General features: G+C 37.7%; 15 protein-coding genes. 3 read left to right on the forward strand and 12 right to left on the reverse strand.

The annotated features are described in order from the left end of the window. Positions 1–91: 91 nt before the first annotated feature. Positions 92–553 carry a GNAT family N-acetyltransferase gene (locus tag ACO1O5_RS21145; protein WP_486273828.1) on the forward strand — a complete coding sequence of 154 codons (462 nt, stop codon included), beginning with the start codon at positions 92–94 and terminating at the stop codon, positions 551–553. A gap of 78 nt (positions 554–631) precedes the next feature. Continuing rightward, positions 632–2,179 (forward strand): MFS transporter, encoded by a 1,548-nt coding sequence (locus tag ACO1O5_RS21150; protein WP_486273830.1) that lies wholly within the window; start codon positions 632–634, stop codon positions 2,177–2,179. A gap of 180 nt (positions 2,180–2,359) precedes the next feature. Here ACO1O5_RS21150 and ACO1O5_RS21155 read toward each other — a convergent pair whose 3' ends face one another. From ACO1O5_RS21155 to ACO1O5_RS21175, 5 genes are all read right to left on the reverse strand, one after another. Then, entirely contained in the window at positions 2,360–3,196 is an 837-nt protein-coding gene (locus tag ACO1O5_RS21155; RefSeq protein WP_486273832.1) for a metal ABC transporter permease, read from the reverse strand. 26 nt (positions 3,197–3,222) lie between these two features. Next, positions 3,223–4,128 carry a metal ABC transporter substrate-binding protein gene (locus tag ACO1O5_RS21160; RefSeq protein ID WP_486273834.1) on the reverse strand — a complete coding sequence of 302 codons (906 nt, stop codon included), beginning with the start codon at positions 4,126–4,128 and terminating at the stop codon, positions 3,223–3,225. Positions 4,129–4,165: 37 nt separating this feature from the next. Next, complete coding sequence (locus ACO1O5_RS21165) at positions 4,166–5,332, reverse strand: hypothetical protein (RefSeq protein WP_486273836.1); 1,167 nt, start codon at positions 5,330–5,332, stop codon at positions 4,166–4,168. 230 nt (positions 5,333–5,562) lie between these two features. Further along, a complete protein-coding gene (locus tag ACO1O5_RS21170; RefSeq protein ID WP_486273838.1) occupies positions 5,563–5,697 on the reverse strand; it encodes a type II toxin-antitoxin system HicA family toxin in 135 nt (44 codons plus the stop codon). Between the two features lie 114 nt (positions 5,698–5,811). Further along, positions 5,812–6,189, reverse strand: a complete 378-nt coding sequence (locus tag ACO1O5_RS21175; protein ID WP_486273840.1) for a hypothetical protein — start codon at positions 6,187–6,189, stop codon at positions 5,812–5,814. Between the two features lie 149 nt (positions 6,190–6,338). On the opposite strand from ACO1O5_RS21175, the gene ACO1O5_RS21180 reads away from it, so the two are divergent. Beyond that, on the forward strand, positions 6,339–7,067 hold the full coding sequence (locus tag ACO1O5_RS21180) for a DNA-formamidopyrimidine glycosylase family protein (protein WP_486273842.1): 729 nt from the start codon (positions 6,339–6,341) through the stop codon (positions 7,065–7,067). Between the two features lie 44 nt (positions 7,068–7,111). Here the strand turns inward: ACO1O5_RS21180 and ACO1O5_RS21185 are convergent, their stop codons facing one another. The 7 genes from ACO1O5_RS21185 to ACO1O5_RS21215 form a co-directional block, all read right to left on the reverse strand. Next, positions 7,112–8,563 carry a PAS domain-containing sensor histidine kinase gene (locus ACO1O5_RS21185; RefSeq protein WP_486273844.1) on the reverse strand — a complete coding sequence of 484 codons (1,452 nt, stop codon included), beginning with the start codon at positions 8,561–8,563 and terminating at the stop codon, positions 7,112–7,114. 124 nt (positions 8,564–8,687) lie between these two features. Next, the gene (locus ACO1O5_RS21190; protein WP_486273845.1) at positions 8,688–9,602 is read right to left on the reverse strand and encodes a helix-turn-helix domain-containing protein; all 915 of its coding nucleotides are present in this window, start codon (positions 9,600–9,602) and stop codon (positions 8,688–8,690) included. Positions 9,603–9,729: 127 nt separating this feature from the next. Further along, on the reverse strand, positions 9,730–12,171 hold the full coding sequence (locus ACO1O5_RS21195) for a TonB-dependent receptor (RefSeq protein WP_486273847.1): 2,442 nt from the start codon (positions 12,169–12,171) through the stop codon (positions 9,730–9,732). A gap of 112 nt (positions 12,172–12,283) precedes the next feature. Continuing rightward, the gene (locus tag ACO1O5_RS21200; RefSeq protein WP_486273848.1) at positions 12,284–12,718 is read right to left on the reverse strand and encodes a hypothetical protein; all 435 of its coding nucleotides are present in this window, start codon (positions 12,716–12,718) and stop codon (positions 12,284–12,286) included. A gap of 163 nt (positions 12,719–12,881) precedes the next feature. After that, entirely contained in the window at positions 12,882–13,091 is a 210-nt protein-coding gene (locus ACO1O5_RS21205; protein WP_486273850.1) for a LytR/AlgR family response regulator transcription factor, read from the reverse strand. Positions 13,092–13,324: 233 nt separating this feature from the next. After that, entirely contained in the window at positions 13,325–15,838 is a 2,514-nt protein-coding gene (locus ACO1O5_RS21210) for a heavy metal translocating P-type ATPase (RefSeq protein ID WP_486273852.1), read from the reverse strand. Between the two features lie 75 nt (positions 15,839–15,913). After that, positions 15,914–16,474 (reverse strand): helix-turn-helix domain-containing protein, encoded by a 561-nt coding sequence (locus tag ACO1O5_RS21215; RefSeq protein WP_486273854.1) that lies wholly within the window; start codon positions 16,472–16,474, stop codon positions 15,914–15,916. Positions 16,475–16,730: the final 256 nt, after the last annotated feature.

The raw sequence follows: 16,730 nt of genomic DNA on the forward strand, positions 1-16,730 counted from the left end.
TGTACATTTTAAATGTTTCATTTTTATTTGAATTTATAGTAATTATTTTACCTTATAAGTCTGTTACGAAATAATAATTAAAACTGAATTTATGCTAATAAGGAAAGCAACTTTAAATGATTTGGAAAAACTTCTTCGTTTTGAACAGGGAGTAATTAAAGCTGAAAGGCCATTTGATGTGACGTTAAAACCTGATCCTATTCATTATTATGACATTGAGGAAATGATCAGGGCATCGCACATTGAATTGGTAGTGGCCGAATTGAACGGCAAAATCGTTGGTTCGGGCTACGCAAGATTGGAAGACGCCAAACCCTATTTACAACATGCGAAACATGCCTACCTGGGATTTATGTATGTTGATCCGGATTATCGCGGTAAAGGGATCAATCAAAATATTATTGAAGCATTAAGAACCTGGAGTGCTTCGCAAAACGTCACCGAAATGAGACTGGACGTGTATTTCAATAATGATAGTGCGACACGGGCCTATGAAAAAGCAGGTTTTACAAAACACATGGTTGAAATGCGAATGGATATAAAACCACTATGATTGCGATAGATAGTCAAAGTATACCCATCAATTATACCGGTAATTTGTAAAGCATTTTAATAAAATGTTTTCTACTATATGGAAGCAATTAAACTTGACAGTACAACAGGAAAATGGATCATGGCCTCCGTCATTCTTGCTTCTGCTATGGCTTTTATTGACAGCACTGCATTGAACGTAGTATTGCCTTCATTGCAAAAAGATCTGAATGCAACAGGAACCGATTTATTCTGGTTACTAAATTCGTACCTGCTAATGCTCGCTGCACTTATTTTACCTGGCGGTTCATTAGGTGATAAGCTTGGACGGAAAAAAATCTTCATGATTGGCATAGCAGTTTTTATGCTTGCATCTGCTGCCTGTGGCTTGGCTCCTTCAGTTTATTACATCATTATCTTCAGAACCTTGCAGGGAATTGGCGGTGCATTAATGATCCCTGGAAGTCTTTCAATTATCAATTCAGCCTTTGGCAAAAATGAAAGGGGAAAGGCAATTGGTACATGGTCTGCGATTACCACTATGGTTACTGTCTGCGGTCCGATACTTGGCGGCGCATTGGCCGACGCCGGATTGTGGAGAATGATATTTTTCATAAATGTGCCGATAGGCGTTACCTCATTAATAATTCTTTGGCGCAAAGTACCGGAAAGCAGGGACGAAACTTCCGGTCATTCCCTGGATTATGCAGGATCATTTGCAGTTGTTGCCGGCCTTGCGTTATTAACTTATGGCTTCTTAAAAATTCCCCAAACCGGATTTAACAACTGGCTGGTATATGTTTCGCTTGCAGCCGGATTTCTTTCTTTAATAATCTTCATAATTATTGAAATGAAAAGTAAACATCCTATGATGCCTTTGGAACTGTTCAGGAATAAAACTTTCACTGGCGCTAACCTCCTTACATTTTTTTTATATGCAGCGCTTACATGCGCTATGTTGTTTCTTACATTGAATATGGTGCAGGCCCAAGGCTACAGCCAATTACAGGCCGGACTTACTTTGCTTCCTTTTACAATTTTATTAATCACTATTTCAAGATGGTCTGGCGGGCTAGTTGATAAATACGGACCTCGTTGGTTTCTTATTTTCGGCCCCGCGGTTGTTTCAGTTGGTTTGTTATCACTATCATTTGTTAACGAAACAAATGGCTCATCGTCGTATTGGACAACTTTTTTACCGGGAATATTCTTATTTGGCCTCGGCATGTCTTTTACCGTTACTCCTCTTACAACAACCGTTATGGGCGCTGCTGCCAGTCATTATTCCGGTACAGCTTCCGGAATTAATAATGCTATCAGCCGCATTTCGAATGTGTTTGCGAATGCTATTATCGGCGCATTGGCCATTTTATTTTTTACAGGATTCTTAAATAGCAGGATGAAAAAGACTACTTTAAACGAAGGAATAAAAAAAGAGATTGTAGCACAGGCAGCCAATCTTGGTGATGCAAAAGTTCCTTCATCCATTGATAGTGGAAGCAAAATTAAAATCGAACAGGATTATAAAGATGGATTTATAAATGCGTATGTTGATGTTATGCGCATTTGTGCTGCACTGGCTGCACTTTCAGCTCTCATGGCTTTTATTTTTATTAAGAAGGAAGAAGTGAAAACAGAAAATAAATAATTCTTCCGCATTCGATCTTAAAGAATTGTAACTGCAATTGTTCCCAACATTAAGGCCTTTGCTTTATTAAGTATCCTCAATTTTTTTATATTTAGAATGTAATAAAAACGGGAATATGAGTATTCTCTTTTTTTCCGTTTTTGATCCTAAAAATTTTTATTTACCTGGCAGGGAGATACTTTATAGACTTACTTTTTTCTTACTACTTACCGATTTCAAAATATTGTATAAAGAAGCAAAAACAAACACAACGCCCAATACTGCAACAATAGAAGAGCCCGCCGGAAAGTCGTAATGAAATGAAAAACTCAATCCAAAAAAGCTTGCCAGTATACTAATAATGCATGCAACCACTATTACGATAATCTTATTTTTTGAAATCAATATTGCAGATACTGCCGGAATGATAAGGAAAGAAAAAACTGGAATTACACCATTTACTTTTACTGCAAAAACAATGGCCAGCCCTATAGACATATAAAAGAGAAAATTCCAGATATTGAAAATACCTATCAAATGATTTTCCCCATTTTCAAATGATTCAGTTAATGCAAAAAAATTGCGAAAGAAAATCAAATGCACCAATGCAATGGATCCAAATACTATCCCTATCACTGATATCTGTTGCCAGCTTATAGATAGTATACTTCCGAATAATACCTCTTGGATATCTGAATCGCCATGCGGCGTTTTTGAGATAAGTAATACCGTTAGCGCCGAAGCAAAGGCATATATAATGCCTATTATCGCTTCCTGCTTTAAACGTTTATCACGAATATTAATGAACGACATAAGCAGGGCACCTACTAACGTAAATATAAGTGGAATAGACGTGAGCCCCGTACCAATGAAAGCTCCGAAAGCCACGCCCAATGATGAAATCTGGCCCAGGGCGAGGTCAACAAAAACAATTCCTCTCCCTACTACATGTACTCCGAGGTAAGATAATAAAATACCTGTAATCGCAGCCGCAGTAAAAGCCTGCACCATAAAAGGCAATTGGAACATATCAAACATAGCACACAAGATTTAATTCATAAATATTATTTAAGCGCTGAAGTTAACTGCTTAATATCATAATCAAATACATCAAAATAATTTTTTATTGATGGGAATGCTCCGACAGAAGTAGCGAGCGTCAATACTTTAATTCCTGTTTGCTTTGCTACAACATCAGCTGATGAAGTAGCGAAATAAGGCGATGAAATAATTACCTTAATGTTGTTGGATTTTACTTCACCAATTACTTTCACCAATTGAGAAGGCGTTGGTGGAATACCTGGCTTGGGTTCCATAAAATCGACAATCTTTAATCCGAAACGTGTTTCAAAATAAACCCATTCATTATGGTAAGCAATCACTTTTGTTCCTTTAAATGGAACCATCTCAGCCTGCCATTCCCTCATCCTTGTATCGATATTACCAAAAAATGTTTGCAGGTTATTTTCATAAGTTGATTTATTTGAAGGGTCGATCCTTTCCAGCCCGTTGGCAATATTCCGTGCGATTACCTTTCCATTTAAGGGATCAAGCCAGTAATGGGGATTACCAAAAATATGAATGTCACCTTCGCCCCTGTTTGCGGACGTGGGAACCTGCAATAAACCTATGCCTATAGAAGCATCCACGTATCCTTCTGATCCCTTTTGAATTTTTGAATTTCTCGAACTTGCCAATAACTGGGGAGACCATCCCGTCTCCAAATCGAGGCCCACCGTTACAAACATATCCGCATTGCTTAAGTTGATTATGTAGCTTGGTTTGGGATCTACAAAGTGGGGGTTTTGATATCCGGTTGCTATTGCGCTAACCGAAACTTTATCGCCGCCGATCAGTTCAGTAATGCTTTTCATGTCCGTAGTTGTTGTTACTACTCTAATAGTTTTTGCATTCGCAATTGAGAAGGCGTATAACAGCAGGAAAATAATCAGGGCCGATCTTTTTTTCATCTTGTTGCTTTTATCTGTAAAAATATTTTTTAATCTTTTAATATTGATGGGCTCCATGAGCGCCTATTACAAATATCCATCGTAACCATGCCTGGTAAAATCGCGACTGAACATTATCATCTGTTGTTTTTGCCTCAATCTCCATTTTAGAAAACTCCGTGGCGTACCATCCGGCCGTTAATGAATAGGCTTGTTCCGTGATGGATTTATTATAAGGTTTTTGCGCATAATCATACCTTGCCGTTAAAAACCATCTTTGTGCCAGTTGGTATTCAAAGAATGAATATAATCCAAATGAATTAATTGAACTGCCCGGCGCATTATGATTGTTACTATAATAAAATTCACTCTGCCATGTTATTGAATGGTAAGTATTCAATTGAACAGGTTTCCATTTGTAAGTTAAGTCACCCGCGGCAATATTAGTAGTTCTTGAAGAATCATTAGGCCCTGAGATTCCTGTAAGCCCTAATTCCAACGTGGCATTGTCACTAAGAGTAAAGAAATTTTTAAGATGAGCGAGATACACCAACTGATTTCCTTCGCTTCGGGTGAAAGCGGGTGACTCTGAAAATCCTGAAGTTGTCTGGAATATCAGTTCCTGGTAAACCGATTTCGTAGGCAGCAGCCAGCTAAGTGATAAACCTTCATCATTTAATCCCTCTTCGCCGAATAAATTTACATAAGCATTGGGCAGATCAATAAAAGGAAGCGCATGCGGATGGGTAGGATTTATTCTGCCAACAGCTTCACGAAATTTGCCCGCCTTCAATTGTAACTTCGCCGGTAAAGAAAGTGTTGTAAGGTATCCTTCCTCTACCGCTGCCCCATATTTGCCTGTTGCCGGGTCTCTTCCAAACGTAAGAAAAAAATCTGCACGGATGTAAGGATCTACTACTGCCTGCAATGAAACCTCAGTTTCATTTAAATACATGTCAAAATTCTTTTTACCCCGGCTTATATACGATGATTGAAAATCCCCAATGACACCCATGTCGGGGTTAAAGGTAAGGCTGGAACGTGTTTGTGCAGGGGCTGGTTGTTCAGTTGCATTTGCCTGCATTTGTTCTTCCACCTGTTTTAATAATACTGAATCTGTTGAAGTACTGTCTGCGGGAACCTGGGCCAAAGATGTTATAGCAAAGAAAGGTTGTAATAAAAAAAAGATAACTAGGACAAATTCTCTCTTATTTGTAAAACTCATGCTGAGTATTTAAATTTTTCACTTCAATGTTATTAACAAAAATCGTTATTATAAAAGGTATAAAGAAAAATAATTGCAATTGTCTCATTGGTGTCAATTAAGCAGCGGTAATAGTCGAATGAGCGATAAGAGTAAAATCTATTGTATCTGGGACATAATTTTTTTTGTGTGAGCATGGAGCTAAAAGCGTATCTATTTCTTTTATGAATGATATCCCGCAGCTGATATAACTAATCCAAATACTTTTTAAATTCTTCTATATTTAATTGAATATTTTCCCGCAAGATCTTTCGAAGTAAGCCTTTTGGAATTGGATCATTTTTATGTACCGGTATTGTTGTAATGCGATCATCTGGATACTTCATCCAGTTCTACCACAACAGGTAAATGATATGTCTTAATACTTACAAAAGTAAAATTTAAAAAGAAATGATAGTATTAGTTTGGCGTTAGACAGCTTTCGGGTTTTTAATAATCCATTAATTAAACTTATCCGCAATGAATTGCGTAAGATTTCCATCGCTCATTTTATTGGAGGTACTTTCCTTTGTAACCGTATTTTTAAACTGCGGTGTTTCTGCCATGTAATGGATTAACTGCTCCTGCGAAGTACCGGTACCGGTTAGATGTACTTCTTCAGCGTTTTGCATGTGCGAAAGTATTTCTTTGAAAAATTTATGCTGCAATGTCTTTTCCTCATTGTGGGAATTTTTTTCGCTGGTATTAAAATCGGCACCGGCATTTTCAGAATGGCCGATTACAACAAAATCTGTTGTATCTGCATTTTCTCTTCCTACAACGGTAGCATGATGCGTATCCATCCATACACCGAATTGTTTTTTGTTCTTTTGAGTCATAATATTTATTTAGTGGGATTGTAGCTAAAACCGTACCCGGAATAATTGATCCTTTTAATATTGAAATACTTTAACTAATTTAAAAAAACCGCGCCTGGTATCTTTCCCCCGAAATGTTTATTGATTATTTTTACTTATAAAATTTATGCATGCCGGAAGGTCCCTCAATTCTTCATTTAAAGAGCCAGCTAACACCTTTCATTGGACATAGGGTTATAAAGGCAGGTGGTTATGGTCCAATGAATACCAGGTGGATAAAGGGAAAAATATTATTGGATATACGAACGTGGGGAAAACATTTATTGTTTGTTTTTGAAAACGGCACAGTGAAGGTGCACCTCGGCCTGTTTGGTGATTTGCTGGTAAATGAACGTAAAAAAGTTAACCGCTCTTTTTATCTTGAATTTAGTAAAGGTGAAATAAACGGCTATGTTGTAAGAGCAGTTAAACTAACGGCGCCGTTAAACGAAATTTATGACTGGCGGGTTGATATTTTAAGCAGAGAGTTTGACCCGGCTTATGTAAAAACTTTATTAAAAAACCAAAAGGATAAAACCATTGATGATGTATTGATGAACCAGCAAATATTTTCCGGTGTGGGAAATATTATAAGGAATGAAGCGCTGTACCGGGCAGGCATACACCCGCTGAGTGTTACAGGAAAGATACCGGCAGCAAAAATTACAAAGCTGATAAAAGAAGTGGTAACCTATACCCGCTTATTTTATGATGCATTGGAAACAAAAGGTAAGAAGGCAACCTTTGCAGTTTACCAGCAAGCGTATGCAGCAGATGGGAGTGAAGTAACTGTGAAAATATTACCTAAATCTAAAAGGAAAATATTTTATTCGGAGCATAAGCAAAAGATGTATGAGTGATGATAAGTTAGATTGTTTGTGACTATAATGGCCGTTAAAGACTTTTACTTCTGCGGAAAACTTACAATCAACTCACAACCATTTCCGGGAGTGGAATTAATATTTACTTCGCCGTTAAATAAAGAAGCTCTTGTTTTAATATTTATCAAGCCTATACCATTTGTTTCTAATGCAGTATCAAAGCCTTTCCCATCGTCTTTAATAGTAAATGAAATTTTTTCATTGCGGCGGGTAAGTTTCAAAATAATTTTATTGGCTTTGGCATGTTTAACAATATTGCAGAGCTGTTCCTGTACAATCCGGTATATGGTCAGTTTAAGTTTATCAGGAATCGTATTCTCATCACCAATGGCAATTTCTTTTTCGATAATTATTTTACTGCCTGTTGATATCTTTTCTGTAAGATAATTGATAGCTTCTGAAAGCCTGTTTGCTTCAATGAAAGGGACTATCAATGAATGAGATAAATTTCGGATTTCATCAATAGCCTGGCCAATAAGATTATCAGCCTCGTCAATATTGGGATGCTTTCTTTTTGTTTCAGTTGTTCCCGCCATCTTTATATAAAGACGTGAGCAGGCCAACAACTGGTTTACGTTATCATGTAATTCAAGGCCTATTTCATGCCGCTCCTTTTCTGCGGCAGTTATAATAGCGTCTGCTATTTCCTGTTGCTTTTTTATTCTCTCATCTTCAAGCTTATGTTCCAACAAAATCTTTTTAGTAATGTTGGTTACCGCCATCATCAGGCCATAAACCTTATTGTCATCTTTCGAAATGGGAAACATTTTCACATGGTACCAGTTAAATAAATTTCCGGGCTGCGGATACCTTACCTCATAACTTAAATGCTGTCCGGTGAGAACTTCTTTCATATAGCCCAGTAAAGCCGGCCGCTTTTCCGTTGGAAAATAATCGAGAAAATATTCACTGATTTCAATGCTGTGTCCCAATTCATTTTTTGCAAATGCTGCAGCACCGGGGTTATACGATACAACACGGAGGTCATGATCTATTAAAACATAAATAGTATCGGTAGTATTAAAAATGGTGTGGAGGTTCGCTTCAGATTTTTGCAGTACTTCTCTAACTATCTTTCGTTCGGTAACATCACGTGCGATTACCATGACACGGTCATCCATAAATTTTTTTGCGTTGGCTTCTACATAAACGATCTTCCCGTCTTTATGGATCATTTTTCTTTCATTGAAAACATTTTCGCCTGCGGCTAAAAGATCGAAACGCAGTGGATGTGCCATTATGCTTTCAGCGTCGAGCAAGGCCTTTACATTCATCTTCAGCAATTCTTCTTTTGTATAGCCAAACATGGTACACAAACTGGAATTAACGTCCATGAAATTTCCATTGAAATCTGTGACCATGATGGCATCAGTGGCCTGTTCAAACAAAGCATGATAATTATTATCTTTAGAACTGTTGGCCGCCTGATGTTTGGCTCGTACTGATTTTTCGTGTGAAATATTTTTATCGTTCATGTTTGGAGCGACCGTATCCTGCTGCAAATTATTATATTGATTTGGGCCGTATCTTTTTGAGTGCGCAAAGTTCGCTCTCTTAAGGCGGTAATCTCTTCATTAATCAAAGGAACATCTTCGATTTTCAAATAAACGACGCCCTGTAATTGCCGGGTGACACATTTTCAAATTTGGTAAAAAAAGAAGTGAAATAGTTCGGATTGTTGAAACCAACCTGGTTTGAAATTTCTTTTATAGACAGGTTTGTGGAGTGGAGCAAATATTTTGTTTCGATGAGGAGCCTGTTTTGGATTGATTCTTTGGCGGTTAGCCCTGTATGTTTTTTTATGAGCGCATTGAGATAATTTGGATGCATGGCTAATTTGTCGGCATAAAATTTTACAGAGCGTTCCGTTGAAAAATTAACTTCAAGTAAATCCAGGAATCTCTTAATAATGTCTATGGAAGGGATGTTGGCTTCCAGGGTTTGTTTCTTATCAAACAGGCGCTCACTTAAAATCAGGAGTTCAATAATTTTCAAAGCAATTAATTCATTTTTATGACTGCTCCCTGATTTTTTTTCTTCAAGTATCGTTTCAAAAATATCCGCGATTTCTTTTGCTTCAATGTCGCTAAGCTGAATATAGGGTTGAATGGACGAGTTTAATATTTTCTTACTTTCAATATATTTATTCGAAAAATTATTTTGTAAAAAGAAATCCATATTGAACAAAGTAATATATCCTTCCATATCCAATGTCCAGTTTTTGCTTGAAGTAATTACCCGGGCAGGAACAACAATTAATGTATTTTTTATCGCCTTGAACTTATAGATTCCTGTTGTAAATTCACCCGATCCTTTTTTTAAAAGACCGATACGATGATAAGACCACCTGTTTGGAGGAATAATTCTATTGGTATCTCTTAGTACATCTTCAAACCTGTGAACCTGCAATTCAAATTTGTGAATAAAACTGTCGTCGAAGTCAATAATATTTTCTTCAGCCTTTTTTCGGATGATCTTTTTAAACTCGCTTAGCAAAAATTCATCATCAGGCATAAAGTAATTGGTTACTAAAATTAATTTTTTTTATGCGTAAAAAATAGCCTTATCCGGGTTTGGATAATGAATAAAAAAGGGAAGCCCGATTATTAAGGACTTCCCTTTAAAAAAATATAATTTCTTTTTATTTCTTAAAATCTATCGGCACATTAATTTTAAAACCAATATTTCTTCCCATTTCATAAACGCCGATTCTTCCTGTTACCACATTCTCATCGCCATATTTAAGCCGGCTCATGTTACTCTGGTAGGCTACATCGGCAAGGTTGTTCCCGTAAATAAAAATTGAAAATAATGTATGGCCTTTTGAAACGATATCAGTTCCAACGCCAACATTAAGTAAGGTATAACCGGGAGTTACCGTTTCATCACCAAACTTGTAATAAATTTTATCCTGCTTAAAATAATTTTCAACATCAATTCTTACATAAGCATTAGCCAAAACATTGCCTATTTTCTTTGCAATAAATTCTACCCCTGAGTATAATTTATAAGGTGGGGTGTACGGCAAATATTTTGTTGAGTCTGGCTGATGTTTTTGAATAGCGCTCAGTATGGATAACGTATTATTAAAATGAAACCACGGCGTGGTTTGCGGATGAATGTTTAAAGTAAGTTCACCACCGGCAAGCACCGCGTCTCCGGAAATATATTTAAATGTTGGCCCATCGCTGGCAGCCATAACATCTGTTCTGATAGAATCGCCGCCAAATACACTTGCCAGCTTAACCGGGAAAATGTAATTATCAATATTATTTTCAAACAAAGTAAGTTCCGCAGAAACATCCTTAGTGTTGATTCCAAGCGTTGCATCAATTTGCAAACTGGTTTCCGGTTTTAGTGTTGGGTCGCCAATTTCGTAGAATGGTGTGCCATCGTGTATTCCGTTGCTTCCGCTTTCAGCAACGTTTGGCGCCCGAAAGGCTCTCGAGAAATTTATTTTTCCATAAAATGTTTTTGAGAAATTATAAGTGGCGCCTATGCTTCCGGAGATTCCTGAGAAATCTGATTTATATGCTGTGAAACGATGAACTGCGTCGGGTGTATTGGACGGAACAACAAGGCCACTGCTGTCTAACCAAAGATCGTCACCATGTAATGTGCGGTTATCAAAACGCAAACCACCTGCAATTGAAAAATTATTAAACGATTTTTTTGCAATGGCAAACACACCAACATCAAATAAATTATACGCAGGAACCAGAAACAGCAACCCTTTATTTTTTGACGACTGCTGCATTCCGTTGGCGCCAACAGAAAATTCAAAATGATTTTTTTCTGCAAAATTGTAACGCACATCATAATTGAAGGTGTTTAAAAAATAATAGATGTTATATACATTACCAAGTGTGGCATCGTTGGCTTCTTGTCTCAAATTTTCCTGGAACCCCAAACGAAGGGCGAGCCTGCCTTTGCCAATGGCAAAACTATTATCCCACACCGCTTTGTAATGACGGATATGCTGGTGAATAATTAAATCATGCGTATACGATTTTAATTCATCAGCAGAAACAATTTCAACGCTATCGCTTCCGTCAGATGCCATCACATGTCTATTAAACTGGCCGGTAAATTCATCACGACCACCTTCTACAATACCCGTTTTTAAACCGAAGCTGCTCAGTATAATTCGTGAATATCCCCAACGCCTGTTAATACCAATACTCCCTTTAAAATTGCTTTCACCATAACCAGAATTAAAGACATATCCATCGTACTTATTTTTATAAGCATGAGCATCAGTAAACGTATAGCGGGCGTCGTAAGTAATGTCGTTGTTATTTCCGGCAATGTTTACCGAGCCACCATAAAAGCCATTGTTGGTTTGATAAATACCCTGTATGTTTCCTTTCACCTGTCCTTCCGGAAGCGTAGGCGCCGAAAGCATGTTGATAACACCAGCCATCGCATCGGAACCGTAGCTGAGACTTGCGGGTCCACGTAATATTTCGACTTTGTCAACTGTATAAGGATCCACTTCTATTCCGAATTCATCGCCGAACTGTTGACCTTCCTGTCGGATACCATCGTTTACCACCACCACGCGATTATATCCCAGGCCTCTTATTACGGGTTTTGAAATGGCAGGGCCATCCTTAATTTGAGAAACGCCTGGGGCATTTCTTAATGCATCAATGATATTATCGGCGGTTGATTCCTGTAAAGTATTTTTCTGAACAATGCTTACCGGCGCCGGATTCGTTTGTTGCTCTGTTGCTGATGCAACACCGGTTACAACCACTTCCGGTGATTCAATAGTTGATCTTTCCAGGGAAAAATTTATTACGGTGTGTCCGTTTACAGTTACATCTTTTGTTTGAGATGCAAAGCCAACGAAGCTCACTTCAACTAAATAAGTTCCGTTGGGGATATCGTTTATTTCATAGTTGCCATCTGCGTTAGAAGCTGCACCGGTTTTAATGTCTGGGATATAAATGGATGCTCCGTTAAGAGCAGTATTATTTTTACTGTCAGTTATTTTTCCTGAAAGCGTAATCTGGGCTTTGCCCATAAATTGGGCCACAAGAAAACTTATAAGAAATATTAACCGTTTTGAATGTGTCATAAAATCAGAATTGGTTGAATAAATTGTAGTGTCTAAATGATTAGCCGATCATTTATGTAAATGAAATACCATGTCTCGTTATCGAAACAGGCAAGTTTGAATTTTAAAAAGATCAGGATACAATAAGATCCGGAGGGGGTGAGAAAACGATCTTCAATGGGGAAACGTATTGAAACAAGTCGTTTGATAATTTAACGGTTTCGTGTACACGAAGTGAAGTAGCAAAAACAGGAGAGTTGTATTTTATTACCTCGAAGTATTTTCCAATATGCAAGCCAACTGTTTTGGCAGGTAAAGGTTGTTCCTGTGAACTTGATTTCCCCCAGTCGTTAAGCTGCTGTACATACCTGTCTTCTTCTTCGTCACTGAAAGTGTAATACATTGTTTTGCCATTGACTGTTTCCGTCTTTACGATGTCATACAAATTGCCGTTAGCCAAAATTTCATGGTCATTAATAGGTTGAAAATCTTTAGACACGGACGAAAATAATTTATAAGTTTTTTCTTTCAGCTCATAATAATCGTCTGAGTAATTGCTGGCTTTCATTTTGCATAACTCAATTTTTCCCCAATAGAAAAAAAACAACCCAAACGAGTTAAACCCGAGTAATATTGCGAAGAATATGGCAGCAGTCTTTTTGATATGTATTAATTATAACCGTTCTGAATAGTTGCAAATATATTATTTGGAAAACGTTATCTAAAAATTTTTATAGTCCCGCCAGTCTTTTTAGGAATTCATCTTTGCGCCGAAAGGAAACTTCAATCTTGGTTCCATCGGTCAATATCACTGAACCACCTTTGGCTTTGCTGTAACTTTTAATACAATTAAGATTGATCAGGTGAGAATTGTGCACCCCGAAAAATGGATGGCTGCTCAACAGCTCTTCAAATTCTTTTAATGTTTTAGCAACATCCAATTTATAAAAGCGATTTTGGGAAAACTTGATTTATCGGAGTAGAAATTGCTTCCTCCTCATTTATGGCTTCAATGTGCGAATAGGGATATGGCTTGTCTATTAAGATGTACAGTTAGTATTAAGTTGATTTACTTCTTACCTAGGCACGCGATTTGTTTTGAAAATTGCTTCATGATCTATGCTTTTATGTGGGAAATTTTTTTTAAGATCATTTTGAGTCGCTAATATAATACCTACAATTTCAAATTACGCAACCTCAAAGAATTTGCAATTACCGACACAGAACTAAAACTCATAGCTACCGCGGCGATCATCGGCGATAATAAAATCCCGAAAACAGGATACAAGATTCCTGCTGCAATGGGCACGCCGAGAGTATTATAACCAAAAGCAAACCATAAGTTTTGGCGAATATTTTTCATGACGCCTTCGCTTAATCTTTTGGCTTTTACAATTCCATGCAAATCTCCTTTCACCAGTGTAATTGCGGCGCTTTCGATGGCAACATCTGTTCCGGTACCCATTGCAATTCCGACATCGGCTTGCGCCAATGCAGGTGAATCATTGATCCCATCACCAGCCATGGCTACTTTTTTACCTTCTTTCTGTAGCCTTTTTATCTCTTTCAATTTATCTTCCGGTAACACTTCTGCTTTATAGCCAGTTAGGTGCAACTCGTCTGCAACAGCTTTTGCTGTTCCTGCATTATCCCCTGTTACCATAATTATTTCTATGCCGTCATCTAACAGATCCTTGATAGCCTGTTTACTGGTATCCTTTATTTTGTCGGCGATAGTAATATAGCCAACTGTAACTCCATCTAGTGAAATATAAGAAACTGTTTTTCCTGATTGCTGTTCGCTATTTACTTTCTCTTCCATTGTTGCAGGTATTGATGACTGTAAATCTTCCATTAAGTTTTTATTGCCCACCCCTGTTCTTGTGCCGTCCACGAGTCCACTTATACCTTTACCTGCAATTGCTTTAAAATTTGAAACTTCAGAAGATGTTATTTTTTTTTCTTTGCCATATCTTACGATTGCTTCAGCTAATGGATGTTCGCTATATTTATTCAGAGAAGCAATTTTTTGCAAAACTTCATTTTCGCTAAGTCCGCCTGAGGTCACAATCTTTTCAACTGACGGTTTGCCCTCGGTAAGGGTTCCTGTTTTGTCAACGATCAATGTGTCAATTTTATTCATCTTTTCCAGCGCTTCGGCATTTTTAATCAACACGCCGGATTGCGCCCCCTTGCCAACACCTACCATCACTGACATGGGAGTGGCCAAACCTAACGCACACGGACAAGCGATAATAAGCACGGCGATTGCATTTACAAACGCATACACGTATTCTGGCTCGGGGCCAAACGTGGCCCATGCAATAAAAGTGACTACAGCTACGCCAACAACTGCCGGCACAAAATATTTCGCAATTCTGTCGGTTAGTTTTTGAATGGGAGCCCGCGAACGGCTCGCGTCGTTTACCATTTTGATAATTTGCGAAAGCAAAGTTTCTGCGCCCACTTTTTCAGCTCTCATTACAAACGATCCCGTGGTATTGATGGTACCGGAAGTAACGATGTCACCAGTTTTTTTATCTACAGGTACAGGCTCACCAGTAATCATTGATTCATCAATACTGCTTTCACCTTCCACTACCGTTCCATCTACCGCTATTTTTTCTCCCGGCTTTACGCGTAACTGGTCTCCTTTATTGATGTTATCAATTAAGATAGTTTTTTCTTTGCCGTTTATTAATAAGGTTGCTTCTGAAGGAACCAATTTTAATAATTCTTTTATTGCTTCGCCTGTACGGCTATGGGCTCTTGCTTCTAATAGTTGCCCCAATAAAACGAGGCTAATAATAACAGTTGATGCTTCAAAATAAACAAACACGGTTCCACTTGCGGTCCTGAATTGCGGAGGGAAAATGCCCGGCAACAACATGGCAACTACACTAAATAAAAACGCTACCCCGGTACCAATTCCAATCAGTGTAAACATATTTAGGTTCCATGTTACAACTGATCTCCATGCCCTTTGAAAGAACATCCATCCTGCATAAAAAATAACCGGGATTGCTAAAGCAAATTGTATCCAATTCCATTTGTCCTGAGCCATAACATTCAATAGCGGGTTGCCGGAAAGCATGTCTGACATAGCGATGATCAAAATAGGAAACGTAAATAGAACGGAAACCTTAAACTTTTTCAAGAGGTCTTTGTAGGTTTGATTTTCGTCATTATCCGGTGGTTTAATGGGAACCAAATCCATTCCGCAAATGGGGCACGAACCAGGGGCATTCCTGATAATTTCAGGATGCATCGGACAGGTATATTGTTCCTTTTTTACAGAAGTCGTATGCTCTTTTTCAAGATTCATTCCGCAAACGGGACAATTCCCGGGCTTATCGTAAGTTTTATCGCCTTCGCAACGCATTGGGCAATAATATTTCCCTCCATCATTTTTATGGGAATGATGCCTCGCCATGGGTGTGACCGCTGTATGCGTATGAGCATGTCCGTTAGTATAATTATTTTTTTCGTTTAATTGATATTTTGGATAATCTTTTAATGCCGATTTCAACAATTCGGTAGGGATATGTTCCTTCATATCTATAATGGCTTCACCCCCTGGTAAATCTACTACCACGTTGTCTACACCATTTACTCCAGATAATAATTTTTGAACGTTTGCCTGGCAACCGGTACAACTCATTCCCGTTATATTGTAAGTATGTTTCATCTGTAATTTTGCTGACAAAGTTAGCCAGTATTGAGTGCCCAATATTTATAGGATTTTGTATAAGAATTATAACATTTACAGGTTGTCAATACTTTTCCTGTTATTCTGGCGCAGCGACTTATAAAAGGTGGGCGTAAGGCCGGTTTGTTTTTTAAATTGGTTAGACAAATAGGCCACGCTGCTATAGCCAAGACGGTCAGCAATTTCAGAAAGTGTTAGTTCATCATATTTCAATAGCTCCTTTACCTTTTCAATCCTTTGCGCTATAAAATATTTTTCAATTGTTGTGCCTTCAACCTCCGAAAAAAGATTGCTCAGGTAATGATAATCATGATGAAGTTCTTTACTGATATAATCTGAAAAATTTGTCGCAGGTCGGTCTTCGGAATAGTGGACCAAATCAACGATACTATTCTTGATTTTTTCTATAAGACGGCTTTTCTTATCATCTATTAACTCAAATCCGAATGATTGTAAAATTATATTGAGTTTGTTTTTCTGAGAATCAGTTAATGCTTCTTCAATCTCAACTTCTCCCAACTCCACGATTTTAGGATGCAGACCAAATTTGATAAGCTCATCTTTTACAACCATTTTACAACGACTGCACACCATGTTTTTAATGTATAATTTCATCTATGCAAATTATAAATACAATCCCATTTAATAATTGAATAATTTGTGAGAATAGAGTAGTTCTTCAGAGTGATTCTAAACGATTTATCGAGAAGTCGAAGTCAAAGATAATCACTACAACTTTATCTCCTCATCACTCTTATCATAAAAATGAAACTCGGTAAGATGATAAGTACTATTAGGTTTGATAGTAATTTTTTGCTTGTATTTCCATCTCCACGACATACGTTTTGAAGGAAAACCTTTGGTAAGGTAA

This window comes from Ginsengibacter sp., assembly GCF_057362405.1.